Origin of the sequence: Agrobacterium sp. SUL3 (assembly GCF_001263295.1) — a bacterium.
Taxonomy (GTDB): Bacteria; Pseudomonadota; Alphaproteobacteria; order Rhizobiales; family Rhizobiaceae; genus Agrobacterium; species Agrobacterium tomkonis.
Genome location: NZ_KQ414510.1, coordinates 1 through 26,212 on the forward strand (window position 1 = coordinate 1; position 26,212 = coordinate 26,212).

The 26,212-nt window shown below is 58.1% G+C and carries 25 protein-coding genes, 2 tRNA genes and 1 riboswitch; of the genes, 14 read left to right on the forward strand and 13 right to left on the reverse strand.

Annotated elements, in window-relative coordinates; translation table 11 throughout:
• From tssI to AKG12_RS20505, 5 genes are all read left to right on the forward strand, one after another.
• Positions 1-1,809 (forward strand): type VI secretion system tip protein TssI/VgrG (gene tssI / locus AKG12_RS20480; RefSeq protein WP_052820243.1); only part of this gene is annotated, 1,809 nt, incomplete at its 5' end.
• Between the two features lie 5 nt (positions 1,810-1,814).
• Positions 1,815-2,816 (forward strand): DUF4123 domain-containing protein, encoded by a 1,002-nt coding sequence (locus AKG12_RS20485; protein ID WP_052820244.1) that lies wholly within the window; start codon positions 1,815-1,817, stop codon positions 2,814-2,816.
• Positions 2,817-3,488: 672 nt separating this feature from the next.
• Complete coding sequence (locus AKG12_RS20495) at positions 3,489-4,112, forward strand: hypothetical protein (RefSeq protein ID WP_225245129.1); 624 nt, start codon at positions 3,489-3,491, stop codon at positions 4,110-4,112.
• 6 nt (positions 4,113-4,118) lie between these two features.
• Positions 4,119-4,661, forward strand: a complete 543-nt coding sequence (locus AKG12_RS20500; RefSeq protein ID WP_052820247.1) for a GNAT family N-acetyltransferase — start codon at positions 4,119-4,121, stop codon at positions 4,659-4,661.
• Between the two features lie 75 nt (positions 4,662-4,736).
• Positions 4,737-5,042, forward strand: coding sequence for a PAAR domain-containing protein (locus tag AKG12_RS20505; protein WP_052820248.1), 306 nt, complete (start codon positions 4,737-4,739; stop codon positions 5,040-5,042).
• Positions 5,043-5,330: 288 nt separating this feature from the next.
• Here AKG12_RS20505 and AKG12_RS20510 read toward each other — a convergent pair.
• A tRNA-Gly gene (locus tag AKG12_RS20510) sits at positions 5,331-5,404 on the reverse strand.
• A gap of 57 nt (positions 5,405-5,461) precedes the next feature.
• Positions 5,462-6,559 (reverse strand): 2'-deoxycytidine 5'-triphosphate deaminase, encoded by a 1,098-nt coding sequence (locus tag AKG12_RS20515; protein ID WP_052820304.1) that lies wholly within the window; start codon positions 6,557-6,559, stop codon positions 5,462-5,464.
• Between the two features lie 73 nt (positions 6,560-6,632).
• Positions 6,633-6,711: riboswitch (SAM riboswitch) on the forward strand.
• 43 nt (positions 6,712-6,754) lie between these two features.
• On the opposite strand from AKG12_RS20515, the gene AKG12_RS20520 reads away from it, so the two are divergent.
• Together AKG12_RS20520 and apaG are read left to right on the forward strand one after the other, a co-directional pair.
• Positions 6,755-7,939, forward strand: coding sequence for an O-succinylhomoserine sulfhydrylase (locus AKG12_RS20520; RefSeq protein WP_052820249.1), 1,185 nt, complete (start codon positions 6,755-6,757; stop codon positions 7,937-7,939).
• 241 nt (positions 7,940-8,180) lie between these two features.
• Positions 8,181-8,573, forward strand: coding sequence for a Co2+/Mg2+ efflux facilitator ApaG/CorD (gene apaG / locus AKG12_RS20525; RefSeq protein ID WP_046799401.1), 393 nt, complete (start codon positions 8,181-8,183; stop codon positions 8,571-8,573).
• A 51-nt stretch (positions 8,574-8,624) separates the two neighbouring features.
• Here the strand turns inward: apaG and AKG12_RS20530 are convergent, their stop codons facing one another.
• The 3 genes from AKG12_RS20530 to AKG12_RS20540 all read right to left on the reverse strand — a co-directional run bounded on the left by AKG12_RS20530 (position 8,625) and on the right by AKG12_RS20540 (position 12,030).
• Positions 8,625-9,614 (reverse strand): Hsp33 family molecular chaperone, encoded by a 990-nt coding sequence (locus tag AKG12_RS20530; protein WP_046799400.1) that lies wholly within the window; start codon positions 9,612-9,614, stop codon positions 8,625-8,627.
• A gap of 243 nt (positions 9,615-9,857) precedes the next feature.
• Complete coding sequence (gene argF / locus AKG12_RS20535) at positions 9,858-10,775, reverse strand: ornithine carbamoyltransferase (protein WP_046799462.1); 918 nt, start codon at positions 10,773-10,775, stop codon at positions 9,858-9,860.
• Between the two features lie 55 nt (positions 10,776-10,830).
• Entirely contained in the window at positions 10,831-12,030 is a 1,200-nt protein-coding gene (locus tag AKG12_RS20540; protein ID WP_052820250.1) for an aspartate aminotransferase family protein, read from the reverse strand.
• A 430-nt stretch (positions 12,031-12,460) separates the two neighbouring features.
• On the opposite strand from AKG12_RS20540, the gene AKG12_RS20545 reads away from it, so the two are divergent.
• The gene (locus AKG12_RS20545; RefSeq protein ID WP_046799398.1) at positions 12,461-12,994 is read left to right on the forward strand and encodes a GcrA family cell cycle regulator; all 534 of its coding nucleotides are present in this window, start codon (positions 12,461-12,463) and stop codon (positions 12,992-12,994) included.
• 387 nt (positions 12,995-13,381) lie between these two features.
• Here AKG12_RS20545 and phoB read toward each other — a convergent pair whose 3' ends face one another.
• The 7 genes from phoB to phoR all read right to left on the reverse strand — a co-directional run bounded on the left by phoB (position 13,382) and on the right by phoR (position 21,325).
• Entirely contained in the window at positions 13,382-14,065 is a 684-nt protein-coding gene (gene phoB / locus AKG12_RS20550) for a phosphate regulon transcriptional regulator PhoB (protein ID WP_003493692.1), read from the reverse strand.
• A gap of 30 nt (positions 14,066-14,095) precedes the next feature.
• Complete coding sequence (gene phoU, locus AKG12_RS20555; RefSeq protein WP_046799397.1) at positions 14,096-14,821, reverse strand: phosphate signaling complex protein PhoU; 726 nt, start codon at positions 14,819-14,821, stop codon at positions 14,096-14,098.
• Between the two features lie 98 nt (positions 14,822-14,919).
• On the reverse strand, positions 14,920-15,735 hold the full coding sequence (gene pstB / locus AKG12_RS20560) for a phosphate ABC transporter ATP-binding protein PstB (RefSeq protein ID WP_052820251.1): 816 nt from the start codon (positions 15,733-15,735) through the stop codon (positions 14,920-14,922).
• 14 nt (positions 15,736-15,749) lie between these two features.
• Positions 15,750-17,072, reverse strand: coding sequence for a phosphate ABC transporter permease PstA (gene pstA / locus AKG12_RS20565; RefSeq protein ID WP_046799395.1), 1,323 nt, complete (start codon positions 17,070-17,072; stop codon positions 15,750-15,752).
• Positions 17,069-18,553, reverse strand: a complete 1,485-nt coding sequence (pstC, locus tag AKG12_RS20570) for a phosphate ABC transporter permease subunit PstC (protein ID WP_052820252.1) — start codon at positions 18,551-18,553, stop codon at positions 17,069-17,071. Before pstC ends, pstA begins: the two co-directional genes overlap by 4 nt.
• Before the next feature lie 273 nt (positions 18,554-18,826).
• Positions 18,827-19,861, reverse strand: coding sequence for a substrate-binding domain-containing protein (locus AKG12_RS20575; protein WP_046799393.1), 1,035 nt, complete (start codon positions 19,859-19,861; stop codon positions 18,827-18,829).
• A gap of 195 nt (positions 19,862-20,056) precedes the next feature.
• Positions 20,057-21,325 carry a phosphate regulon sensor histidine kinase PhoR gene (gene phoR, locus AKG12_RS20580; RefSeq protein ID WP_046799392.1) on the reverse strand — a complete coding sequence of 423 codons (1,269 nt, stop codon included), beginning with the start codon at positions 21,323-21,325 and terminating at the stop codon, positions 20,057-20,059.
• Between the two features lie 232 nt (positions 21,326-21,557).
• On the opposite strand from phoR, the gene ppk2 reads away from it, so the two are divergent.
• Positions 21,558-22,439: a polyphosphate kinase 2 gene (gene ppk2 / locus AKG12_RS20585; protein ID WP_052820253.1), complete on the forward strand. Its 882-nt coding sequence runs from the start codon at positions 21,558-21,560 to the stop codon at positions 22,437-22,439.
• Between the two features lie 60 nt (positions 22,440-22,499).
• Here the strand turns inward: ppk2 and AKG12_RS20590 are convergent, their stop codons facing one another.
• A complete protein-coding gene (locus AKG12_RS20590) occupies positions 22,500-23,645 on the reverse strand; it encodes a hypothetical protein (protein ID WP_052820305.1) in 1,146 nt (381 codons plus the stop codon).
• A 254-nt stretch (positions 23,646-23,899) separates the two neighbouring features.
• Between AKG12_RS20590 and AKG12_RS20595 the strand changes: the two genes are divergently transcribed.
• The 5 genes from AKG12_RS20595 to AKG12_RS20610 all read left to right on the forward strand — a co-directional run bounded on the left by AKG12_RS20595 (position 23,900) and on the right by AKG12_RS20610 (position 26,121).
• Positions 23,900-24,862 (forward strand): NAD(P)H-dependent flavin oxidoreductase, encoded by a 963-nt coding sequence (locus tag AKG12_RS20595; protein ID WP_052820254.1) that lies wholly within the window; start codon positions 23,900-23,902, stop codon positions 24,860-24,862.
• Positions 24,863-24,998: 136 nt separating this feature from the next.
• A tRNA-Thr gene (locus tag AKG12_RS20600) sits at positions 24,999-25,074 on the forward strand.
• Between the two features lie 179 nt (positions 25,075-25,253).
• On the forward strand, positions 25,254-25,442 hold the full coding sequence (locus tag AKG12_RS29550) for a type II toxin-antitoxin system HicA family toxin (RefSeq protein WP_082178986.1): 189 nt from the start codon (positions 25,254-25,256) through the stop codon (positions 25,440-25,442).
• 3 nt (positions 25,443-25,445) lie between these two features.
• Positions 25,446-25,859, forward strand: a complete 414-nt coding sequence (locus tag AKG12_RS20605; protein WP_052820255.1) for a type II toxin-antitoxin system HicB family antitoxin — start codon at positions 25,446-25,448, stop codon at positions 25,857-25,859.
• Positions 25,860-25,962: 103 nt separating this feature from the next.
• The gene (locus AKG12_RS20610) at positions 25,963-26,121 is read left to right on the forward strand and encodes a YqaE/Pmp3 family membrane protein (protein WP_046799460.1); all 159 of its coding nucleotides are present in this window, start codon (positions 25,963-25,965) and stop codon (positions 26,119-26,121) included.
• Positions 26,122-26,212: the final 91 nt, after the last annotated feature.

Genomic DNA, 26,212 nt, shown 5'->3' on the forward strand with positions numbered 1-26,212 from the left:
GAAGGCAGGGTGCGTCTGGCGCAGGGTTCGTCGGATCGCAACCACATTAGCGACTGGGCGCGGCGTTTTTCCTATGTGTCGGGCCAGCGCGCGGGTGCGGACTGGAATTTCGAGACACCGGGCATGGTGCCGGGCACCATGACGCCCTCACTGGTGCAGATGCCGGATGCGACGAAACGCGAGCTTTATGAATATCCGGCCCGGATCAGCACGGTTGAAGAGGCCGAGCGGGCGCAGAAACTGCGCACCCAGTCGATCGAGGCCGATCATGACCGGGTATTCGGGTCTTCGACCACGCGCATCCTGGAAGCCGGCCGCCGCTTTACGCCTTACGAGGTTGCGCATCCGGAACATGCCTATGAAGAACATGTGATCATCAGGGCAAGCCACAGTATTGTGGATCTCTCCTATGAGACAAACAGCAACGAGCCGGAATATCGCAATCACTTCGAGGCGATCCCGGCGCGGGTACCGCTGACGCCGCACCGTGCGACGAAGCGGCCGCGCATCGAGGGTACGCAGGTGGCGATCGTCGCCGGTCCTGAAGGCGAGGAAATCCACCCGGATCAATATGGCCGCATCAAGCTGTGGTTCCCGTGGGACCGCAAGGCGAAGAAGGATGGTACCGATACGTGCTGGGTGCGGGTCAGCCAGGCATGGGGCGGCGGGACGTGGGGCGCGCAGGTCATCCCGCGCATCGGCATGGAAGTGATGGTCGCCTTTGTCGATGGCGATCCGGACAAGCCGCTGGTCATCGGCGTGGTCAACAATCCTGCCAATTCCGTTCCTTACGACCTGCCCGCCAACAAGACGCGCATGGTACTGCGTTCCAACAGCCACAAGGGTGACGGCTTCAACGAAATCACCTTCGAGGATGAGGCCGGCAAGGAGAACCAGTTCTTCCACGCCCAGAAGGACCAGACGACGCGGGTTCTCAACGATCGCACCAAGCGTATTGACCGGCACGAGGTTGCCTCGGTCGGCGGCAACCGCGCGGTGGAGGTTTCCGGCAACCAGAAACACGAGATCGGCGGCTCGGTGAACACCGTCGTTGGCGGCACGGGGCCGATGGCGATGATGGCCATGGCGGGCGTGCAGGCGCTCTCCGGACAGACGGCGGGGTTGCTCAGTCAGGCAGCACAGATCGCCGGTGGAGGTGGCCCGGGTGTCGCTGCCTTTGCTACGACACTTGCCTCATCGGCGCTTGGCTTTCTCGGTGCTGGCGGCATGTCGTCGCGGGATGGCGTGGTCTCCGGCCCAAGTCCGCGGGCAGATGCAGGCACGGCGCTTGCCGGCTCCGGCTCGGGCGTCGGTTCCGATGCCTCGGGGCTCTTTCCGCTGCCCGGCATCATGAACACGATCATCGGGGCGTTTCAGTCCACATCCGTAGGTGTGGCAAAAGCCGAGCAGGTCGGGGTCAGCAAGGTTACCAATATTGGCCAGACGGAAGTCCGACAGGTCGGAAAACAGCAGAACCTGACCATCGGCAAAGAGCAATTCGTCGAGATCGGTACGGGCCAATACACGCGTGTCGGTGAGAAGATCACCGTCAATGTCGGCAAGCTCTACAATCTCGTCTCCGAAGAGAAATACCACGGCGAGGCGAAGGTCTGGGAGATATTCGGTGACGATGAAATTCGCCTTTCGACACCCGGCGGATACATTTCCCTGACAAAAAGCGGCATCAAGCTCTTTGCCCTGAAGATCGATATCGAAGGTAACCAGATTAACTTCAAAAAGGGCGGACCTGGCGAAGCTCCGTCTTGCTTGCGAAACATGACGGCAAATTCAACGCCGTTCGTTGGATAGTTACGATGGCTGATCTAGCTAAACTCCGAGAAATCCTCCTGCGGTCGCAAAGGCCGTTGTTTGCAGTCCTTGACGGCGCGCAATTTCCCGATCTTCCGACAACACTGTCTGACGGAGAGTTCTTTCATCGATCTCTCTACCGTGCGTCTCCGAAAGGGGGCCAGGATCAGGACCGGTGCGCGCCGCAACTGGTATGGCTTGACCGCGGGCGCCGTGCAAATTCTGGAGCAAACGCCAGGCCGGTGGATCAAGCTTCACTGGATAGGCTGATCGACTTGATCAATGGCAAACACGCCTGTGTGTTTTGGGAGTGTGAAGCCGGTGGAGAGAAACTTTATCATCACTTGCGCAAAATCAATATGGTGCTCTTTCCGAGGGATGCACAAGTAGATCAAGGCAAAAGCTATGAGGCCGATCCACGCCCCGACGAGGATCGACCCACTGCACAGCTTGCTCAAATGAAGCGGGTCATTCTGCGCCACAGCGACCCTAACGTCATGGCTCAGATCATACCCACACTCAGCCAAGGTCAGTATCTTCGACTGCTCGGACCAGCAAACGCCATCATCTTCCAACCGGAGGATGAGTGGGGCGACAATATAATGCGGGCCAGCCGCAAGGATGGGACAGCGCGTGCGCCAAGGGGCCCTCTGACTTTCACTACGAGAAATATCGATGAAATTGAGGATCGGCGTCGAGAAACAGTCGTCGGCAAGCGCGTGGCCTATCTGCAAAAGGTCGCACCGGACTTCACCGCCGCAAGGAGTGACATGGAATTGCGCGATCTTGTGCGACGGCAGGATGCTGAGGCGGAGGAACTTGGATTGAAGCTCGAATACTCTCGAAAATTATGGGCGTTCCTGATGTTAATTTCTGGTGAGAAAAGCGGCCAGGCGCCGGAGGTTCGCGCATATATCCGGTCTGGTCCGAGTGATCCTGACCGGAATTTTGCTGTCCTTTTCAGTAAGACGAAAAGTGTTGTTCGCGTCCACAGGAGGGCTGGCTGATGCCTCCTTTACTGGCAGTAGGAGGCGGACTTGCGCTCGCTGGCGGGGGAACGGCCGCGGCAGGCGGGGCCACCATTTCTGCAGGTACTGCGGCGTGGCTACTCGGAGGCGCTGTCGTTACCACGGGAGCAATCGTCTATGGCGACGACATCGTTAACGGCGTCAGCGGCGCGATGTCAAACGCCCAAACTGAAGCACAGACACAGGATCAGGCACTGCCTGCAACCCGAACCGTAACCTGCGCTCGCTGCGCTCAGAATCCCTGCGCATACCTCGCCTGTGGAGTGCCTGGCAGCACCTACCGAGGCGGCGCCCACGGCTGCATGACTGATACACCGGAGACGCTGGGGGACGGACTTGACAGCCACCATATGCCTGCGGATTCCAAATCACCCTTGCCCAGACCTGTTGGGCCAGCGATACAAATGGATCCGGTTGATCATCGCCTTACGGCTTCTTATGGTAGCCGCGTCCATGGACCAAGTTATGCCTTCCAGAGGGGACTTCTTGCACGCGGTCAGACGTACTCCGCCTTTATGGCTGATGTCCTAGATGCCCGCAGGGTGGCTACATTGCAGGGAGACCCAACAAAATACGATGCGGCCATAGCGCAGGCGACGGCCTATGCCGAGTGCCTAAGACGAAACGGATTGATGAAATAGGAATGGAAACATGATGACCGCAGGGGATGACTGGAAGATTTTTCCACGCAAAGGACTTGGTAGGCTCGAATTTGGCATGTCTCCAGCGGAGGTCGATGCCTGGTCCGAAACTTATGGCGCAATAATGGGTCGAGGGAGCGACCGGGCTTCTGACGGGCTTTTGCGCGACACGTTGGAGAAATTTGGTGGAGCAATGAGCGAAGAGGAGAAGCAGGCTTTCATAGCGGCATATGCGCAGAGCGGCCCCTCTCCAGATAGTGTCACAGAAACGCGGGGCAAGCCTGGCCTCGTTCTGAGGTATGAAGCTGAGCGACTTGTCGAGATCATGCCAGCAGTCGGACAGCGGCCTCTGTTTCTGGATGGGGTCGACTTATTATCATTGAGCGCGCTTGAGGCTTTGGCGCTGCTGGAACGTCTGAACAGTAGACCAGGTCGGTATGCCAGCACAGAAGCAGCATTTGACCAGCTCGCCATTTCGACTGACGGTTTCTGCGTCACAGACAAAGCCGCAGGTGTGCAAACACTTAGCAGCGCTGATGAGCGCTTTCAGGGCCGAACTGTAATTCTGCGCGAAAAGCCATATCTCCCAGAGGAAGAGATGGAGCGATTTATCGTCCACTCTGTTTTGGAGTAGTAAGACATGTCTGAGCAGTCGGCCCCGCAGCAAGCACCGGATAAAATCACGACCGCTAGACTCGTGCTCCGGCGACCGGTCCTGAGCGACGCTGGCAGATTATATGCTATGTTCACGGATCCGGATCTCTTCCGCTACAGCCCGGTGCCATTTACCGGCACACTAACTGAGGTCAAGCACATAATCGTCGAGTGGGACGAGGGCTGGGACAAGGGTCTGAACACTTACGTCGTTGTGCGGAAGGAACTAGTGGATGAGCCTATCGGGTTTGTGAATATCGGACCGGACGAAGAGCTTGGTGGCGCTTTGATGCATGAATTTTCAGGTCAAGGGCTCTCGGAAGAGATCATGCGCGTGCTGATTTCTGAGCTTAGGCTAACAAAAGCCTGGACGCTGATCGACGCGAAGGTTGCGCCACTGATACGTCTGCTTGAAAAGGTCGATTTTCACATCGAGAAAATACTGCCGCGTCACAGAGTACATCCGCAAGTTTCATCAGAAAAGCGGGATTGTGTTCTTATGCGACAGAACCTCCTTGAGAGAGCTTGATACTAAATCCGTGTAGGCAGCCAGCAATTTGGGCTTATGCAAGGATCAATATTTCCGCAAAAGTGAGGTTTCACAATGGTTGGTCGCGCCGTTACTCTTAAAGGCCATATGCACGTCTGCCCCATGATTGATCCAGGGCCCAAGCCGCATGTCGGCGGACCGGTTGCCTCGACACAGCAAAGTTTCGTTACAGTCGAGGGCGTGCCGATTGCCACAGTAGGAGACAGTTTACTTTGTACTGGCGTGCCGACGACATCGGATCGAATTACAGGCGGTTCTGCCATCGCGAAGATTGATGGCAAGGCGGTAGCGCGCCAGGGGGACCCTTGTGCGCATGGTGGCTCGTTGGTTCAAGGCGTTTCGTGGATTTCATTTGAGTAGTTTTCTCTTTTACAGGCTCGAGCGCTGTAAGCGTCCGGCTAACTGATTTTCCAGACGCGAATGGCGTTGCCCGTGTCTGCGATACTAGAGTAACAACTCCGGCATGAAGGGGTAGGGCTTTTGATGCGTGCAATAGTTTTGTTTCTGGTCCGAGCTTTTACCGTGATTTTTACCAACAAAATTACTGGATGTCACTGCATACCGTTGCACGACCTTACGCGCGTGTGAGGCAAAAACGCTGAAAATTCAGCGTTTCATGGACGTCATCGGTCTTGTTGGAAAGGTCGCTGGAGCGGGTGAAGGGAATCGAACCCTCGTATTCAGCTTGGGAAGCTGCTGCTCTACCATTGAGCTACACCCGCACCGTGAAACAAGACATCGGACAGTTCGCAGCGGGTGTCAAGCGCCCGACGGGTTCATTATTCCACGCGGAAATGCTTGGAGAGTTTCAGGCCCTGAGCCTGATAATTGGATCCAAGACCCGTGCCGTAGAGGCCTTCCGGTTTCTGCAGCATGTGTTCATATACCAAGCGGCCAACGATCTGGCCGTGTTCAAGGATGAAGGGCACCTCGTGGCTGCGCACTTCCAGCACCGCGCGGCTGCCGGTTCCGCCGGCCTGCGCATGGCCGAAGCCTGGGTCGAAGAAGCCGGCATAGTGGACCCGGAATTCGCCCACCAGCGGGTCGAAAGGCGTCATTTCGGCGGCGTAAAGCGGCGGTACGTGCACGGCTTCGCGTGAGACGAGAATATAGAACTCATCGGGATCAAGGATCAGCTCGGCGCGGCCGCGCGCATGAAGGGGCTCCCAGAAATCGAGAACGTCGTGCTGGGCCTTCTTGTCGACATCCACCACAGCCGTGTGGTGTTTGCCGCGATAACCGATCAGGCCATTATCGCCGAAACCTTTGAGGTCGATCGAAAGCGCGATGCCGCCGCCCGTCACGTTGGGGGTTTCGCTGGCAACCAGCGTTTCCGTTTCGTGCAGCTTCAAAAGCTCGCTTTCGTTGAGCAGCGAATGGCCGATGCGGAAGCGGATCTGCGACAGGCGCGAGCCGCGGCGAACCACCACCGGGAAGGTGCGCGGGCTGATTTCCAGATAAAGCGGGCCGGTATATCCCGCCGGGATCTTGTCGAATTCCTGCGCGTTGTCGGTCATCACGCGGGTGAAAATATCAAGGCGACCGGTCGAGCTTTTGGGATTGGCCGAAGCCGACATCTCCGCCGGCAGTTCCAAGCTTTCCATCAGCGGAACGATATAAACGCAACCGGTTTCCAGCACGGCGCCCTCAGAGAGGTCAACCTCGTGCAGGCTGAAGCGATTGAGCTTGTCGATGACGCGGGTTCCGGGGCCGGGCATGAAGCTGGCACGAACGCGATAGGCTTTTGAGCCCAGCCGCAAATCGAGGCTGGCGGGCTGCACCTGGTCAGCATCGAGCTCGGCCTCGCTCTTCAGCTTGCCGCCTGCAAATAGCGCCCGGATAGCGCCATCCGCCAAAATGCCCGTGGTTCTCGTCATGGTCATCATTCCTTTTTACGGCGACAAAACCAAAAGGAAAGCATTGACGCAAGCCGATAACGGCAGTATGGCAAGCTTATCCCGTGGTGATTTGGCCGGTCGGCTTGCAGCCACGTTAAACAAGTGGCTAAAAAGACCGGGTGCTTGGAACCGGTCTGCTTTTGCGACCGGTTTTTTTGTTTTGAAGGTGATCACATGAGCAATAAATGGCGCCCGGCAACCCAGCTCGTTCACGGCGGCACGCTACGCTCCCCCTATGGTGAGACGTCTGAAGCGATCTATCTGACCCAGGGTTTCGTCTACGAAAACTCCGAAGCCGCCGAAGCGCGCTTCAAGGGCGAAACGGATGGATTCATCTACGCCCGTTATGCAAGCCCGACCAATGACATGTTCGAAAAGCGCATGTGCCTGCTGGAAGGTGCCGAAGACGCCCGGGCGCTTGCCTCCGGCATGGCGGCCGTCACCGCCGCCATCATGTGCCAGCTGCGTGCAGGCGACCATATCGTTGCTGCCCGCGCCCTTTTCGGCTCCTGCCGCTGGGTGGTTGAGACGCTTGCTCCGAAATACGGCATCGAATGCACGCTGATCGACGGACGCGATCTCGGTAACTGGGAAAAGGCGATCCAGCCGAATACCAAGCTGTTCTTCCTTGAAAGCCCGACCAATCCGACACTCGAAGTGGTGGATATTGCCGGCGTGGCAAAGCTTGCCAACCAGATCGGCGCGAAGGTCGTGGTCGACAATGTATTTGCGACGCCACTCTTCCAGAAGCCGCTCGAACTCGGCGCCCATATCGTAGTTTATTCGGCGACCAAACATATTGATGGCCAGGGCCGTTGCCTCGGCGGCGTGATCCTTTCCGACAAGAAATGGATCGAGGAAGAGCTGCAGGATTATTTCCGCCACACCGGTCCGGCCATGTCGCCGTTCAATGCGTGGACGCTGCTGAAGGGCATCGAGACCCTGCCGCTGCGCGTCAAGCAGCAGACGGAAAATGCCGGCAAGATCGCCGATTTCCTCGCCGATAGCGGCAAGGTCGCCAAGGTCATCTATCCCGGTCGCGCCGATCACCCGCAGGCCGATATTATCGCGCGGCAGATGTCAGGCGGTTCGACGCTGGTGGCTTTCGAACTGAAGGGCGGCAAGGACGCAGCTTTCGCGTTGCAGAACGCGCTGGAGATCGTGAAGATTTCCAACAATCTGGGCGATGCCAAGAGCCTTATCACCCACCCCGGAACCACGACGCATAAGAACCTTTCCGATGAGGCGCGCGCCGAACTCGGCATTTCCGGCGGAACTCTGCGTCTTTCCTGCGGTATCGAGGATACGGACGACCTGCTGGAAGATCTGGCGAAGGGGCTGGCAGCCGTTTCCGCCTGAGAATTCAATCCATAAGCGCCATGGCCCTACCCTGCGTTGGGCCGTGGCGCCGCAGCCGGCTCCGCAAGGGGCAAAATCCTGTGGCGGGCAACCAATATTTACCTTTATCGTTATCCCTAACGGTGGAAAACGGCGCGACAACAGGTGGCGCCCGCCCGTCAAGCCGTTCATTTTCTTGACGATAGCCAGAGCCTATAGTGTAGGATGATGGCAACAGGCATAATATCGAGGTGTGGCGCGTATGTATCGTGCTCTGACAAGGGATATCGAGGTAACGGTCGATCCGTATTATCTCGAAGAACAATCCGACCCGGATGACGACCGTTACGTCTGGGGTTATAAAGTCGTGATCTCGAACAACTCTGATATGACGGTGACACTCGTCAACCGGTATTGGCATATCACCGATCAGAACGGCCAGGTGGATGAGGTTTACGGGCCAGGCGTCGTTGGTGAGCAACCGCACCTGAACCCCGGAGACAGCTATGAGTACTCTTCCGGCTGCCCGCTGGACACACCTTCAGGCCTGATGTTCGGCCATTATGAAATGGAAACCGAAAAGGGCGAGGTGTTCAATGTCACCATACCCGCCTTCTCGCTGGATTCACCCGGGCTTTTGCGGGTGCTGAACTGAGGTTCACAAGGCAGTTGAGAAGCCGCGCCTTTTAAAAGCGCGGCTTTCTACTCAGACGTTTTCAAACTCGCTGATGTCGTAGCGATAGGTGGTGGAGCAGAATTCGCACGTCACCGCAATCGCGCCGTCTTCCTCACTCGCCTTGATCTCTTCAGCGGTGAAACCGGACAGAACGCCCTTGATCTTGTCACGCGAACAGCTGCAACGATCGAAAATGGCCTGCGGATCATAAATGCGCACACCACTCTCGTGGAAAAGCCGATACAGAAGACGTTCGACCGGCACCTGCGGGTCGGTCAATTCATCGGTATCGACCGTATTCAGCAGCGTTACAGCCTCGGTCCAGGCATCGTCTTCCACCGTTTCGTAACCGCCTTCATCGCCATCACCACCGTGGAGATCGCGCATGCGCAGACGCTCCGGCGCCTGCGGCAGGAACTGGGCGATCACGCCGCCGGCACGCCAGCCATGGCGTGGCTTGCCTTCGCCGTCACGGTCGAAGAACTCGGCAACGCCGAGGCGCACGCGGGTGGGAAGCTGTTCCGACTGGCGGAAATAAACCCCGGCGATTTCTTCCAGCGACGAGCCATCCAGCGGAACGATGCCCTGATAGGGCTGCATACCCATACCCTGATCGATCGTAAAAGCGAGAATACCGGTGCCCAGCAACTGTTCTGGCGAGGTGGCGCCGGCTGCGATTGCCTCGGCCAGTCGTTCTTCGTCAAAACGGGCATAGGCGCGCATGCTCTCGGGTGCGGTGAAATCCGCGACCAGAAGGTCCACCGGGCCGTCACCCTTGGTCTGCACCGTAAGCTTGCCGGAGAACTTCAGGGATGTGCCGATCAGCGCCGTCAGAACCGTCGCTTCCGCCAGCAGGCGGGCAACAACCGTGGGATAGTCGTGCCGTTCGAGGATGGCGTTCAGCAGCGGCCCAACCTGTACGGCGCGACCGCGCACATCCAGACCTTCGACCTGAAAGGGCACGACCTTGTCGTCGCCAGCAAGAACGAGATCGTCCAGTTCAACCGTTACATCTGCCATATCATAACTCCCTGGCGCAGCCGTTGCGCCGCTACCGTCCAAAAGTCCGGCTTTTTGAATGTGCTTTTTCCGCTTGTCGCACAGAGATCCGGGAAGCGAAACCGCCTCCGGGGAAAATCGTGCAAATCTTGATGATGGCCCGCCAGCAAAAAACCGACGAGCCTCTTCGAAGTCCCACAGATGGTAATGTATGCGGCCAAGTTCAAGCACCTGGCAGGCATCAGTCGGAACCGACGATGTTCGTCAGATGACGCCCATGCACCAGGCAATGACGGACTTCTGTGCGTGGAGCCGGTTTTCCGCCTCATCGAAGACCACCGATTGCGGCCCGTCGATAACGCCGTCCGTTACTTCCTCGCCGCGATGCGCCGGCAGGCAGTGCATGAACAGTGCGTCCTTATCGGCCTTGGCCATCAGTGCTTCATTCACCTGATAGGGCTGGAAGATGTTGTGGCCGCGCGCCTTGTGTTCCTGGTTCATCGATACCCAGGTGTCGGTAACGATACAATCTGCCCCGGCAACCGCCTTGTCGGCATCATGATATAGCGCGATCTCGCCGCCATTATTGCGCGCCCAGTTCAGGAACTTGTCATGCGGTTCAGAGCCCATGGGCACCGCCATATTCATGCGATAACCAAAGCGGGCCGAGCCCTCAACGAAAGAGTGCAACACGTTATTACCGTCACCCGTCCAGGCAATGGTCTTGCCTTTCACCGGACCGCGGTGTTCCTCGAACGTCAATATATCCGCCATGATCTGGCAGGGATGGGTGTCGTCCGTCAGGCCGTTGATAACAGGCACGGTTGCATGTTCGGCAAGCTCAAGCAGGCGCGAATGATCCGTGGTGCGGATCATGATGGCGTCAACATAACGCGACAGAACCTTGGCCGTATCACCGATCGTTTCCGCACGACCGAGCTGCATTTCCGTACCCGACAGGAACAGGGTCTCACCGCCGAGTTGACGCATGCCGACATCGAAGGAAACGCGGGTTCGGGTGGACGGCTTTTCAAAGATCATCGCCAGCATCTTGCCGGCAAGCGGCTTTTCCGCGGTGCCGGCCTTGGTGGCAATCTTGCGCGCCCGCGCATCATCAAGAATCGTCCGCAAATCCTCCGACCCAACGGCCGAAAGGTCTAGAAAATGTTTTGGTGAAGCCATTTCAAACTGTCCCATGCTCGCGAGCCTCCGGGAAGAGGCCCGCCCTTGATTGGTTTCAGGCGATTTTCGCCTGTTTCGCTGTCAGGGAGGCGGCAGCCGCTTCCACTCGCGCCAGCCCTTCACGGGCTTCTTCCGCCGTGGTGACGAGCGGCGGCAGGAGACGGATGACGTTGTCACCTGCCGGAACGCCGAGCAGGTGCTCCGCGCGCATGGCCTGCAGCAGATCGCCCGAAGGAACCTTCGCCTTGATGCCCATCAACAGGCCTTCGCCACGAATTTCCTCGATTACATCAGGATAGCGGTCCTTCAGCGATGCCAGCCCCTGGCGGAACACCAGCGCGACATCACGAACCTTTTCCAGAAAACCGTCGGCCAGAACGACATCCAGCACCGCATTGCCGACCGCCATTGCCAGGGGGTTGCCGCCATAGGTGGTGCCATGCACACCGGCCGTCATGCCGGAGGCGGCATCCGCTGTTGCAAGGCATGCGCCAAGCGGGAAACCGCCGCCGATACCCTTGGCAACCGCCATGATATCAGGCGCAACGCCGGTCTGCTCATAGGCAAACAGCTTACCCGTGCGGCCGACACCCGTCTGGACTTCATCAAAAATCAGGAGAAGGCCGTGCTCGTCGCACAATCCACGCAGGATTTGCAGGAATTCCTTGCTCGGCGCGCGAATACCGCCCTCGCCCTGGATCGGCTCGATCAAAAGCGCGGCCGTCTCAGACGTGATGGCAGCCTTCAAGGCATCGACATCAGCGAAAGGAACCTGATCGAAACCTTCGACCTTGGGACCGAAACCCTCGAGATATTTCTGCTGGCCGCCGGCAGCGATCGTTGCCAGCGTGCGGCCATGGAACGCGCCCTCGAAGGTGACGATGCGGAATTTTTCCGGGTGGCCCTTTGAATAGTGATAACGGCGCGCGGTCTTGATGGCGCATTCCAGCGCTTCAGCACCGGAATTGGTGAAGAACACCTTGTCCGCGAAAGTTGCTTCCGTCAGCCGCTTGGCGAGCTTTTCCTGTCCGGGCACTTCATAAAGGTTCGAGACGTGCCAGACCTTCTCGGCCTGCGCCTTGATTGCTTCCACGAGGTGCGGATGGGCGTGACCCAGCGAGTTAACCGCCACACCGGCTGCAAAATCCAGATATCGTTCGCCGCTCTCCGTGAACAGCCAGACGCCTTCACCGCGCTCGAAGCGCAGCGGGGCTCTTGCAAACGTATCGAACAATGGCGCGGCGGCTTCGGCCATGGCTGTATCACTCCTTGCGCGGATGCGCTGTCATAAGGTTGTCAATAGGCTCGCGAGGTTATCCCTCGCCTGAAAATCAAAAATGCCGCCTCGCGGCGGCAGGGGCACTATTGTCACTTCGTTTGCCGATGTCAACAAAAGTCCGCGTTTCCCGGGCTTCTCAAGCACTAGTAGGAGCCACCGAAAGAGGCCCAAGGTGTTGCCTTTCAGACTCAACGCACCAGCAAGTTGGGGAAAACCGGAAAATCGATTCCAGATGATTCCCGCGACTCTTGCCACGGAGTCGGGCTGGCACTAGGTTAATCGCTAATTACTAGACTGCATTGCGGCGGAACTAGTCACCTAAAATCCGGCAGAAACCACGCTCGCGGCGCGCCCGCGAGACGGAGAGGGATTCTGCCGAAAGATACGCGACAAGCGGAGAAGCGGCATGAACTGGACAGACGAGCGGGTCGAGAAACTCAAGAAATTGTGGGCCGAAGGACTGAGCGCCAGCCAGATAGCAGCGCAGCTGGGCGGTGTAAGCCGTAATGCCGTGATCGGCAAGGTCCACCGCCTCAATCTGCCGGGACGCGTCAAGGCCGGCGGACCGGTGACTTCTGCACGCTCCGCGCCCAAGCGCACCGCGGCCCCTGCCCCGCGCGCGACAAATTTCACGGCACGCGTCAGCGCGGCACCGGCCCGAACCATGAGCCGTTCGAACGCAGCAACGGCTCTTCATGAAGAGATCGATATCGAAACCGCGCAGGTTCTCGATTACGTTCCTTCCAGAAATGTAGTGACGCCGATTTCCCGTCGCTTGACGCTGACGGAACTGACCGAGCGCACCTGCAAGTGGCCGGTCGGTGATCCCTTGAAAGACGATTTCCACTTCTGCGGTTGCGAAGCGCTGGAATCCTCACCCTATTGCAAGTTCCATGCGAAGCTCGCCTACCAGCCGGTCAGTGAGCGCCGCAAGGCTTGAGTGTTGCGGCACGCATTCAGCACTCAAAAACTACGGGCCTTCGGGCCCGTTTTTTTATGACAAATTCAGGCCGGTTCCGGAAAACAATCGCCGGTGGAATGTTCGGCCTTTCCTCCACGCCGCCCGGTCCAGGCACGTCCGGTTTAAACGGCAACTTTGGACGTGCCCTATCTCTTTGTTTTACGCATTTTCCGGACGTAGAACCGCTTTACTGGAAATACTCTAGCCCACAATCCGCATGCGAACAGGCCGCCGATTGTCCATTCAAAAGGTCAAGGTGCCGTGTTTGGGAAAGGTTCAAAACCGAAAGGCCCGAAACCGGAATGGTGTCGGGCCTTTTGATTTTGGTCGGATGTTGTGCTGATTGAAGCTGCTGTTCGGCTTAGCTCAGGCTTCCATCGAATATCCAGCACCGCGAACGGTGCGGATGACATCCTGCATGTGCGAAAAATTGAGCGCCTTGCGCAGGCGTCCTACGTGAACGTCAACGGTGCGCTCATCCACGTAGATATCGTGACCCCAGACGCCGTCCAGCAATTGCGAGCGGGAGAACACCCGGCCCGGAGATGTCATCAGGAATTCCAGAAGGCGAAATTCCGTCGGTCCGAGGCGCACTTCGCGGCTCTTGCGGTGAACGCGGTGGGTTTCGCGATCGAGTTCGATATCGCCACATTTCAGCACCGATGAAAGAACCTCCGGGCGGGCCCGGCGTAGCATGGCCTTGACGCGGGCCATGAGTTCCGGCGTCGAGAACGGCTTGACGACATAATCGTCGGCGCCGGTGGCAAGACCGCGCACCCGCTCGCTTTCTTCACCGCGCGCTGTCAGCATGATGATGGGCAGGCGTTCGGTTTCGGGCCGCATTCTCAAGCGCCGGCACAGTTCGATGCCGGAAACACCGGGCAACATCCAGTCCAGGATAAGAAGATCCGGAATACGTTCCTGCAGCCTGATTTCCGCCTCGTCGCCACGGGGTATCGTGTCGACGTCGTATCCCTCAGCCTCGAGATTGTAACGAAGCAGGACGCTCAACGCTTCCTCGTCTTCCACAACTGCAATCTTGGGCACCATATACTAACTCCGCAAGCTTCTGCCTGTCTGTTATTCGGTCACCGAACCGAGTGTGTTGGAACTATCGTCCTTCGGACGCTCACCCTCCGGCTGGCTGCCGGTGGCCATGTAATAGATTGTCTCAGCGATATTCGTCGCATGATCGCCGATACGCTCGATGTTCTTGGCGCAGAACAGAAGATGTGTGCAGGTGGTGATGTTGCGCGGATCTTCCATCATGTAGGTCAGAAGCTCACGGAAGAGCGACGTGTACATGGCGTCGATTTCTTCGTCCCGTTCACGAATGGCGTTGGCTTTCTCGGCAGAACGCGTGGAATAGACGTCGAGTACTTCCTTGAGCTGCACCAGCGCCAGTTCCGACAGATGTTCGAGACCGCGGGCGAGCTTGCGCGGCACGCCGGTGCCGGCAACCGCGATAACGCGCTTGGCAGTGTTCTTGCCGAGATCGCCAACGCGCTCGAGATCGCCGGCAATACGCAGCGTGCCGATGATTTCGCGAAGATCGGCCGCGACAGGCTGCCGTCTGGCGATGGTGACGATGGCCTTGTCGCCGATCTCGCGCTCGGAATGGTCGAGGATCGCGTCGTCGGAAATGACCTTCTGCGCAAGCGCAGCGTCGGAATTGACCAATGCGCGCACGGCGTCGGCGCACATCTGCTCGGCCAGACCGCCCATTTCGGCGATGCGGCGCGTCAGGAACTTCAATTCCTCGTCATAAGCGGACAGAATATGCGAATGGGTCGTTGTCTGTGTCATGGTCTAATCCTCCGGCTTGGCCTTCATGCACGTGCACGCCAACGGGGCACGGCAAAGGCACCAGTCTTGTTCGGTTTCGATAAAGCGCCGGCCGGAAATCAGCCGAAGCGGCCCATGATGTAATCCTGCGTACGCTGGTCGTCCGGATTGGTGAACATCTTGTCCGTTTCGTTTTCTTCGACAAGATGACCAAGATGGAACATGGCCGTACGCTGGGAAACACGCGCTGCCTGCTGCATGGAGTGCGTGACGATGACGATCGTAAAGTTGGCGCGCAGTTCGTGGATCAGTTCCTCGACCTTGGCGGTTGCGATCGGATCGAGCGCCGAGCAGGGTTCATCCATCAGGATCACTTCCGGGCTGACGGCAACCGCGCGAGCAATGCACAGACGCTGTTGCTGACCACCGGAAAGGCCGGTGCCGGATTCCTGCAGGCGATCCTTGACCTCGTTCCACAGGCCGGCCTTCTGCAGGCTCTGTTCAACGATCTGGTCCATATCCGCCTTGTTACGGGCAAGACCGTGGATGCGCGGACCGTAGGAGATGTTCTCGTAAATCGTCTTCGGGAAGGGGTTCGGCTTCTGGAACACCATGCCGACGCGGGCGCGCAATTCCACGACGTCGATCGCCTGATCGTAGATATCGTCGCTGTCGAGGGTGATCTTGCCGGTAACCCGGCAGCCATCGATCGTATCGTTCATGCGATTCAAGGTACGCAGGAATGTGGATTTACCGCAACCGGACGGACCGATGAGCGCAGTGACCGTGTTTTCGCGGACATTGAGGTTCACGTCGTAAAGCGCACGCTTTTCGCCGTAAAAAACCGAAACGTCCTTGCCGATCATCTTGTACGAAACTTCATTCATTTTCTTGTCCAGCGCCTTTTCAACTGCTGCTTCCGACAACATGTTCATTGCTCAATCTCCCTCTACCAGCGCCGTTCGAAGCGGCGACGCAACAGGATTGCGCCAACATTCATGACGATGAGGAACAAAAGCAGGATGATGATAGCGCCGGATGTCCTTTCGACAAAGGCACGTTCCGCTTCGTTCGCCCACATGTAAATCTGCACCGGCAGAGCCGTGGACGGATCCATCGGCGTTGTCGGATAATTTGCAACGAATGCCACCATGCCGATCAAGAGCAGCGGCGCCGTTTCACCCAGCGCATGGGCAAGGCCGATGATGGTGCCGGTGAGAATGCCGGGCATGGCGAGCGGCAGAACGTGATGGAAGATCGTCTGCATCTTCGAGGCGCCGAGACCAAGTGCTGCGGCACGGATCGACGGCGGCACGGCCTTCAATGCGGCGCGTGTGGCAATGATGATCGTCGGCAGTGTCATCAGTGTCAGGACGAGGCCGCCGACCAGAGAGGCCGAGCGCGGAAAGCCCATGAAGTTGATGAAGACGGAAAGGCCAAGCAGACCGTAAACGATGGAGGGAACAGCCGCGAGATTGTTGATGTTCACCTCGATAAGATCCGTCAAACGGTTCTTCGGAGCAAATTCCTCGAGATAGATGGAGGCTGCGACACCGATCGGCAGCGACAGAACCAGCACGATCATCATCATATAGAAGGAACCGATCAGCGCCACACCGACACCTGCCGCTTCCGGACGGCTCGAATTGCCGTTGACGAAGATGCCGGTGTTGAAATGTTTGCCAAGCTGGCCGCCTTCGGCGAGCTGATTCATCCAGCCGAGCTGCTGGTTCGAGATACGGCGGTTGGCTTCATCCACCGTCAGATCGACCTGGCCCTTGAAGGCGCTATCCACATCGCCCGATGCGAGAAGCGTGACGTTGCGTGTGGTGCCGATGACGGCAGGATCGGCGACGACGATGTCGCGCAGCTGGGTGCGGACGCTGTCGGAGATCATGACGTTGACAGCGCGCAGACCGGCGCGGTCCGTCGGCGCGACGCCCAGAACCTTGGCAACCGCATCTCGGGCGAGAACGGGATAATTGGCCGTCATCAGCTTTGCGGGGTTTGCGGCCCGCTCATTCTTCGGATCGATGATCAGTTCGGAAAACTCGACCGGAACCGTGATCATCGTCTGCTGGAAGGCGGTGTACCCCTTGGATACGACCGACCAGAGCAGCAGGAAGAGGAAGATGAGGCCGAAGGAAATCGCTGCCATTCCATAGGCGCGGAAGCGGCGTTCGGCGGCATAGCGGCGCTTGATGCCGATATCACGGCGCGTGGCGCTATTTCCGGCGGCAGCACCGGCTGTGGGAGAAACGATGTCGGTCATTCATATTGCTCCCGGTATTTGCGCACGATGTAAAGCGCGTAGATATTCAGGCAAAGCGTGATGGCGAAAAGCGTGATGCCCAGCGCGAAGGCGACAAGCGTCTGCGGCGAGGTGAATTCAAGGTCGCCGGTCAGCTGGCTGACGATCTTGACCGTCACCGTGGTCATCGGTTCGAACGGGTTGATCTGCAGGCGGGCCGCAACACCGGCGGCGAGAACCACAATCATCGTTTCGCCGATCGCACGCGACGCCGTCATCAGCACGGCGCCGACGATGCCGGGAAGAGCGGCAGGAACGATGACCTTCTTGATGGTTTCAGAGCGCGTGGCACCAAGACCGAGAGAACCGTCGCGCAACGAACGCGGCACAGCGGTGATGATATCGTCCGAAAGTGACGAGACATAGGGAATGAGCATGATGCCCATCACAAAGCCGGCGGTAATGACGCTCTGCGCCTGGATGAAATTGGCATAGTTGCCGGTTGTGAGACCGCTGATCTGCGTGGAAATGTCTCGCAGGAAAGGACCCACCGTCGTCAGCGCGAAGAAGCCGTAGACGATCGTGGGAATACCGGCGAGCACCTCGAGCAGCGGCTTTGCCACTGAACGCAGGCGCGGCGAAGCGTATTCCGACATGTAAATCGCCGAAAACAGACCGACCGGGACCGCGACCAGCATGGCGACGAAGCCGATATAGAGCGTGCCGGCAAGCAGCGGGATGAGGCCGAACTGGCCGGAGGAGTCCGTTGCCCCAGCGGCGGCAAAACGCGGATCCCACACGGTTCCGAAAAAGAACTGGTGTGCCGGAACCATGGTGAAGAACTGGATGGCTTCCGTCAGCATCGACAGGACGATGCCGATGGTCGTCAAGATCGCGATGGACGAGGCAACAAGCAAGGATGCGAGAATGACCCTTTCAACCTTGTTGCGGGCCCGAAAGCGCGGAGCGATCGAACGCAGCGCATAAGCGGCGCCGGCGAACGCGGCCGCCAGCACGATGACGATCATCGCGATGCGGCTTGTAGTGGTCATCGTGTTCAGCGTCTGGGCAGCATCGACCATATAACGCTCAGGATCGCCGGCGATCGCGACGCCTTTCGATGCCAGAAGCGGCCTTACCGCGGCTGTATCCGCGTCTGCCTGCGCAGTTTCTTCCGCCGTCAGGCGCTGAAGACCACGGGCGATGGAGCTCACCATGCCATATGTCAGGCTTTGCTGCGCCTCGGACTGGGCGCGCACATCTTCGGGAAAATTGCCGCGCACGGCAGAAGTGACGACCAGCGGGCTGATAACGAGCCAGACACAGAGAATGAACGCCGCGGGCAACACCGCCCAGACGACCGCGTAGGAGCCGTGATAACCGGCACGGGAATGCATGCTGGCGGGGCGCCCGCCAGACAGAGCAATGGCGCGGCGGCTGCCGAGCAGATAACTGCCGATGCCGATCAGCGCCAGTATCAGCAAAAGGATCGATGTGTTCATTAGAATTCCCTCGGCGTGCCTCAAGAGCACGGTGCGATATCGGGCAAATCAAAAAGTCATCAAAACGAGACTGCTGGACCAGCCAGAGATGCCTGCCTTTTGACTGTATCAAAGTCTGGCAAGCGTCAAGGTTGATACAACCTATCCATCTGTAATCCATAAACAATTATGTGGATGGCGATGGATCGGAACTGTCAACCGGAGACAATCCCCGAAGCGGAGAGGCACCGGGCGGAACAAGGGGCGCGGCAAGAGCCGCGCCCCTCGCCTTTATTACATGGAAGCGCCGGCTGCGAACTTGGCGCGGATTTCTTCGCGCTCCTTGTCCGGAGCGGCAACCAGGCCGTAGTTGGCGAGCGGGGAATCAGGGCCGATCATGTCGTCAGAAACGAAGAACTCGACATATTCCTTGAGGCCCGGGATAACGCCCAGGTGAGCCTTCTTCACGTAGAAGAACAGCGGACGGGAAACCGGGTACTTGCCGCTGGCAACGGTTTCGGTGGACGGAACAACGCCAGAAACAGTGGCAACCTTCAGACGGTCAGCATTGTTTTCATAGAAAGCGAGGCCGAAGACGCCGAGGCCGGTCTTGTTGGCGTCGATGCGGGCCAGCGTTTCGGTGTAGTCGCCGTCGATGTCGACCGCGGCGCCATCCTTACGGACAGCGATGCACTTTGCAGCTGCCTGCTTGGCATCGGTGACGATCTTCTTGATGGCGTCGGTAGCGCCGGCTTCCTTGCAGCCGTCAGCCATGATCTTCTCTTCGAAGACTTCGCGGGTGCCGTGCTTGGAACCCGGGATGTAAGCGGCAATCGCTACATCAGGCAGTTCCTTGTTGACTTCCGACCACTTCTTGTTGGGGTTGGCAACGAGCTTGCCGTCCTTGACGATTTCAGCGGCGAGAGCGAGGTAAAGATCCTTCGGCTCGAGCTTGATGTCCTTGTTGGAAGCGTCCATTGCGAAGACGATACCGTCGTAACCGATCTTCACTTCCTGAACGTCGGCAACGCCGGCAGCCTTACAGGCGGCCAGTTCGTCGCTCTTGATTGCGCGCGAAGCGTTGGCGATGTCGATGGTGCCTTCACCAACGCCGGAGCAGAACGCCTTCAGACCACCGCCCGTGCCGCCGGACTCAACAACCGGAGCCTTGAAGTTCGGGAAGGTTTCGGCGAAGGTTTCAGCAACGATCTTGGCATAGGGCAGAACCGTGGAAGAACCGGCAACCTGGATCTGGTCGCGAGCAGCGGCGGCGCCAGCGAAGGCGACAGAAGCCACCAGAGCTGCTGCGGAAAATTTAAGGATGTTCATTTGTCTCTCCCGTCGTGGGCTTGTTTGTGGACGCGGCCGATAGCGGCACTCGCTCAAAGCATGCGCTCGGCGACCTTTTCTTAACCACCGTAGCCACATCCTTTTATGTCACTTCAGTGAAAGATTTGTGACAACCTAAATTATTGATTTAATTTATAAAATTTTACGACAGTAAAAGCAGATAGATATTTTATGTCAGAATCTGACCGTGAAGTCCGTACCGTTGCCCAATTCCGATTTGATGATGAGGCGGGCACGGTGGCGGGTGAGGATGTGCTTGACAATGGCAAGCCCCAGACCCGTTCCTTTTTTGGAACGGCTGTCGGCGACACTGACGCGATAAAACCGCTCCGTCAGACGCGGCACATGTTCAGCGGGAATGCCCGGCCCCTTGTCGATGACGCTCACTTCCACCGGCTTGCCGGGTTCGGCGCGCAGCCAGACATCCACGACCTTGCCTTCCTGTCCATATTTGCAAGCATTTTCAACGAGATTTTGAAACACCTGCACCAGTTCGTCGCGGTCGCCCTGCACTTCTGCCGGCCGGTCGGGCAGATGCAGGGTGATCTCGACATCCAGCTCATTGGCGAGCGGCAACAGCGCGTCCCGCACATGTCCGATGACGGGGACGAGGTCGACCTTCTGGTCAGGCGCAATATTCGCCCGCAGCTCCAGCCGTGAAAGCGACATCAGATCATCCACCAGCCTGCTCATGCGGGTTGCCTGATCCAGCATGATGGCGAGGAAACGTTCCTGTGCCTTCGGATCGTTGCGAGCCGGACCCTGCATGGTTTCGATGAAGCCGCGCAGCGAGGCAAGCGGCGTGCGCAATTCATGGCTGGCATTGGCGACGAAGTCGCTGCGCATCCGGTCGATGCGGCGAAGCTCCGACACATCACGGAACGACAATATGTAAAATGGCGGGCCGGCCACCTCCCCCGCATCCGCACGGGCGATGCGAACGATGAAGACCCGTTCGGATGGAAAACGCTCCGAATGCTCGACCTGATTGGGCTGGCCGGTGGTGATGGTTTCGCGGATGACATCCAGCAGACCGGGAGATCGCAGGCGGGCGGAAATATGCGCGCCGGGTGGAAGCTGGCCGAAAGCACGTTCGGCCGCACCGTTCTGAAACAGCACGCTGGCATTCTTGTCGAGGATGAAGACCGGCGTATCCAGCACTGCAAGGCCGGCCCTGACACCGGAAATGACACTTTCGGCGGGCACCTCGGGTTCATCCGTTTCCGCAACCGCAGTTTCATCGGTTTTGGGCGCCACTGGCCGTTCCCGAACCGCAAGAATGGCGATGATGGCACAGAACCAAAGAACGGCCGGCATATAGGGCGTGTGCAGTTCCGAAACGGCCACGATGGCCAGCATGCTGACGACGAGAACGGGCAACCAGTTTCGGCCAAGCTTTCGTCCCAAAAGCCTTAATCCACGATCGCCTTCCATGACTGCCATTTCAGCCTGCTTTCCACTTTCACCTGACGGCGCATCGAATTCTCATAGGCCAGCTTCATGACAGAGATTCATCACCGCGCATTTTTCGCAACGTATATGCGCAAAATCTGTGCCGCAATCGTCCCCGGCGCCGCACCATGCGCAGCCACTCCTCTTTCACTTGAATTCTGCCGGTGGATATGAACTCATTGGCGGTGAGTTGCCTTTACACAACAATAGCCGGAGAACAAATATGGCCGAAGACACGAAGAAGCGAGCGGTGGAGCTTACCATTGGCGGCAAGCCGCGCAGCTTCGACATCGACGATCCGGTTCTTCCCGACTGGGTGGAGGACAAAAAACTCTCCGCAGGCGACTTTCCCTACGACAAGAAGATGAAACGGGAAGATTACGACGCCGCGCTGGAGGCGCTGCAGGTGGAGCTGGTGAAGGTGCAGTTCTGGCTGCAGGCCACCGGCAAACGGGTGATGGCGGTCTTCGAAGGCCGCGATGCGGCGGGCAAGGGCGGCGCGATCTTTGCGGCCCGGGCCTATCTCAACCCCCGTTATGCCCGCGTGGTGGCGCTGACCAAACCGACGGAAACAGAACGCGGCCAATGGTATTTCCAGCGCTATATCTCACATTTTCCGACTGCCGGCGAATTCGTTCTCTTCGACCGTTCCTGGTATAACCGCGCCGGTGTCGAGCCGGTCATGGGATTCTGCACCACGGAAGAACACAAGCGCTTTCTCAAGGAAACGCCGCGGCTGGAAAAGATGCTGGTGCATGAGGACATTCATCTTTTCAAGTTCTGGCTCGACATCGGCCGCGAGACGCAGATCGAACGCTTCCATGATCGCCGCCACAGCCCACTGAAATGCTGGAAGCTTTCGGATATGGACATAGCGGCGCTGACGAAATGGGACGATTACACGCAAAAGCGCGACGAGATGCTGGAAAAGACCCACACCGACGATGCCCCCTGGACGGTGGTGCGCGCCAACGACAAGCGCCGCGCCCGTGTGAACCTGATCCGCCATATTCTCAATGCACTCGACTATGACGGCAAGGACAAGAAGGTGATCGGGGAGATCGACGACAAGATACTGGGGTCGGGTCCGGAGTTTCTTAAATAGGACGGGGAGACGAAGGCAAGCGCCTCCTCACGGCGGCGCTTGCCATTCTTCCTGTCAGTCTTACTGGCCGGGCAGAATGCGCACGGAGTAAAGATTGACCGGGCGGCTGTTGCCGTCAATGTCGCTGTTGATGAAGATTTTGCCGGGCGCGTTAGGAGCGAGCGAGCGCTCGAATGTCGCGTTCAGCAGCATATCCGCCCTTTCAGCCGTGGCCGTAAAGCGGTGACGTGAGCAATCTCCAAGCGTGGCGAAATCGCAGACGACAGAAACCTGTGTCTGCCGGTCGCTGGATGATTGCAGCGTGATCGATATGGTCGAGGACTTGCCCGCCATGTCACGCATGACTTCCACCGGAACCTCGACGCTAACAGCACCATCCTGCGAAACACTTCTCGACGTCACCTTTATCGCCTTGCCGGCAGGTGTGGCGATGTTTTCGACCGTGGCGCGCGGGCCTGCCGAAACTCCGGCGCTGCCGCGCTCGGCATTAAAGAGTTCCACCCAGTCATCGGAGAAACCACGGCCGGCGGAGAGGCTCGGCGCCGGTTCTGCGCCGTTGAAATCCTCAGCCTGGACCTGGGCTGGCGGATTGGGCACGCTGGTATCGCGCTGCGCGGGCGACAGCAGCAGGCCGGACGAATAGACCCACCAGGCGCCGAAACCGATGAAGGCGAGAAGCGTCACATATATGAAAAGCCTTGCAAAAAGTCCGCGGCGCCTGCGGCGGCCAACAGCGCCTTCCGGGCGGAAAGCAAGCGAGGCATCGCCCGCGCTGGAGCCTCTCCTGGATGGCTTTGCATTGCGCCGACCGGCACTTAGCGGCTCTTCAGCAGCAGCGACGCCCGGCCGCGCGTCACGCGTTTCGCCACGCAGTTCCGGCTCGACGGCCATATCGCCGTGGTGCTGTGGCTGCGAAACGGGATCGACCGAGGGTTCATCATGGGCGACACTCTCCGGCAGTGGTGGCCGCAATTGCTGTTCCACCCTGTCCAGAAGCCGGTTACGCTCTTCATTTTCAATGACATGAATGAGGCTTTCAAGCCGCTGGCGTTGCTGGGCGACGACCTGTGGTTCGTCTATGCCCTGCTTGCGCAGGCCAGCTTCCAGCGCCTGGCGGGATGATTGGTAAATCCGTGCACGAACTTCGGCGTTCGATCTGTCCGATTTTTCCAGAGCATTTCTGATTGCCGTTTCCAGTCCGCTCACGACCGATCCTTGTTCTGTTGCGCTGTGCAAAAATATGCGGCGCTGCGCCATTGGTTTACGATTCGGTAACGGCTATGCCGCGCCTCCGCAAGCATCGTTTGTTATAAAGACCGGATTGGCTTGGGGAAAATCGATTCATTGTGGCGCTGCGAACGCAGATTTGTGACGCCGATACGGCGCGGTTTTTGCTTTCAATCCGTCGCCGAACACGATATTAACTTACGTGCGCGTAAACGTAATTCATGGGAGGAAACATGCTGCCGTCCGTGCTGAAAGACAATCTGCGTCTTCCGGTCATAGCATCACCGCTATTCATTATTTCGCATCCGCAATTGACGCTGGCACAATGCAAGGCGGGTGTCATCGGCGCTTTCCCGGCGCTGAACGCGCGGCCCGAAAGCCAGCTGGACGAATGGCTGGCGATGATTACCGAAGAGCTTGCCGCTCATAACAGCGCGAACCCGGATCGTCCGGCTGCCCCCTTTGCGGTCAACCAGATCGTGCACATGTCCAATCGCCGACTGGAACATGATCTCGGCCTCTGCGTCAAATATAAGGTGCCGGTGGTGATTTCCTCGCTCGGCGCCGTACCGGAGGTCAACGCGGCGGTGCACTCCTATGGCGGCATCGTGCTGCACGATGTGATCAATGATCGTCACGCCCGCTCCGCCATCCGCAAGGGCGCGGACGGGCTGATTGCGGTGGCAACCGGCGCCGGCGGACATGCCGGCACGTTGTCACCCTTCGCGCTTGTTCAGGAAATCCGCGAATGGTTTGATGGCCCGCTATTGCTGGCCGGCGCCATCGCCAATGGCGGCTCCATCCTCGCGGCACAGGCCATGGGCGCGGACATGGCCTATATCGGCTCGCCCTTCATTGCCACGCAGGAGGCGCGCGCTTCCGACGGCTACAAACAGGCGATCGTGGACGCCCAGGCGAAAGACATCGTCTATTCGAATTATTTCACCGGCGTTCATGGCAACTACCTGAAAAGCTCCGTCGTCGCCTCCGGCATGGATCCCGACGACCTGCCCGAAGCGGACCCCTCCAAGATGGACTTCGAAACGGCAACCGGCGGGGCAAAGGCCTGGAAGGACATCTGGGGCGCCGGCCAGGGTATTGGCGCGGTCAAGGCCGTGGAGCCGGTGGCAGACCTCGTCGATCGGCTGGCGCGGGAATATAAGGCTGCGAAAAACCGCATCTGCACAACGGCCTGACGCCGCCCGCAAACAATAAGCAGGCAAAGCTTTTTGCGGAAATTTCAAAAGCCGCGTATTCAAGGCTTGAAATCCGTCAGCATTGCCTGTATCAGCCCGCCATGAAGCTGATCCGCAACAGACGGGTCATGTTCGGGCCGCTTTAGCTCAGTTGGTAGAGCACGTCATTCGTAATGACGGGGTCACGTGTTCGAGTCACGTAAGCGGCACCATTTCCAAGCAAAATGAAAACTCACTCAATACCGCGGAATCGACAGCTTCGATTTTACACGCCTCTACGTGGTGACAGAAACTCGATAACACGTCGGGGTTCCTTGACCGTCAGACTTCGTCAATCAAACATAATCCCCAATTATTGAATTTCGAGATGATTGTGTGTATCAATACACACATCAAAAGCGGCGACATCATTTCGGCCTTGAAAGCGGATGGCTGGTACGAGGTGAGCACGATAGGTAGTCACGTTCAATTCAAACATCCAACCAAACCAGGCCGCGTCACTGTTCCTCACCCGAAGAGAGATTTGCCGATCGGCACGCTTAAAAGCATTGAAAAACAATCCGGACTGAAACTGAGGTGAACCATGCGTAACTATATCGGACTGATCCATAAGGACGCTGATAGCGATTACGGCGTTTCTTTCCCTGATTTTCCCGGTGTCGTGACCGCGGGCACTGATCTTGATGACGCGCGCCGAATGGCGGAAGAAGCTTTGGCGCTCCATGTTGAAGGTATGATCGCGGATGGCGAAGCCATTCCCGAAGCGTCTTCTCTCGATACCATCATGACGGATGCGGAAAACAGGGATGGCGTTGCCATCCTCGTTGCCCTCAAGGCAGAGAGCAGGAAGTCCGTTCGTCTCAACATCACGCTCCCGGAAGACGTCCTGAAGGCAATTGATGCCTTCGCAGAGACCAGAGGGCTGACGCGGTCTGGATTCCTGGCGCGCGCGGCGAAACATGAGATGTCGAACGCAACCCGCGACGATCATAGGTAAGGCCGCTCGACCGACGCGTGATCGTCACGGCAAAAGTGTTTGAAACCAAACAGCCCGCAATACGTTGACCGGCAAGTCACTCTCAACCAGAAAGCCAGTCATCGTGGACGTCATTCGTATTCTTATCGCCATCCTTCTTCCGCCCGTCGGTGTGTTCCTTCAGGTCGGGCTTGGCCTGCATTTTTGGCTCAATATTCTTTTGACGCTGTGCGGTTATGTACCCGGCATTATTCACGCCATCTGGGTGATCCTGCGGAAGTGAAATCCCGGCCATTTGCAATGGAACGTCCGCAACATTTTAGTACGTGATTAAATTCTTATGATCTCTGGAACCTCGTCTTCTCCCTCACGTT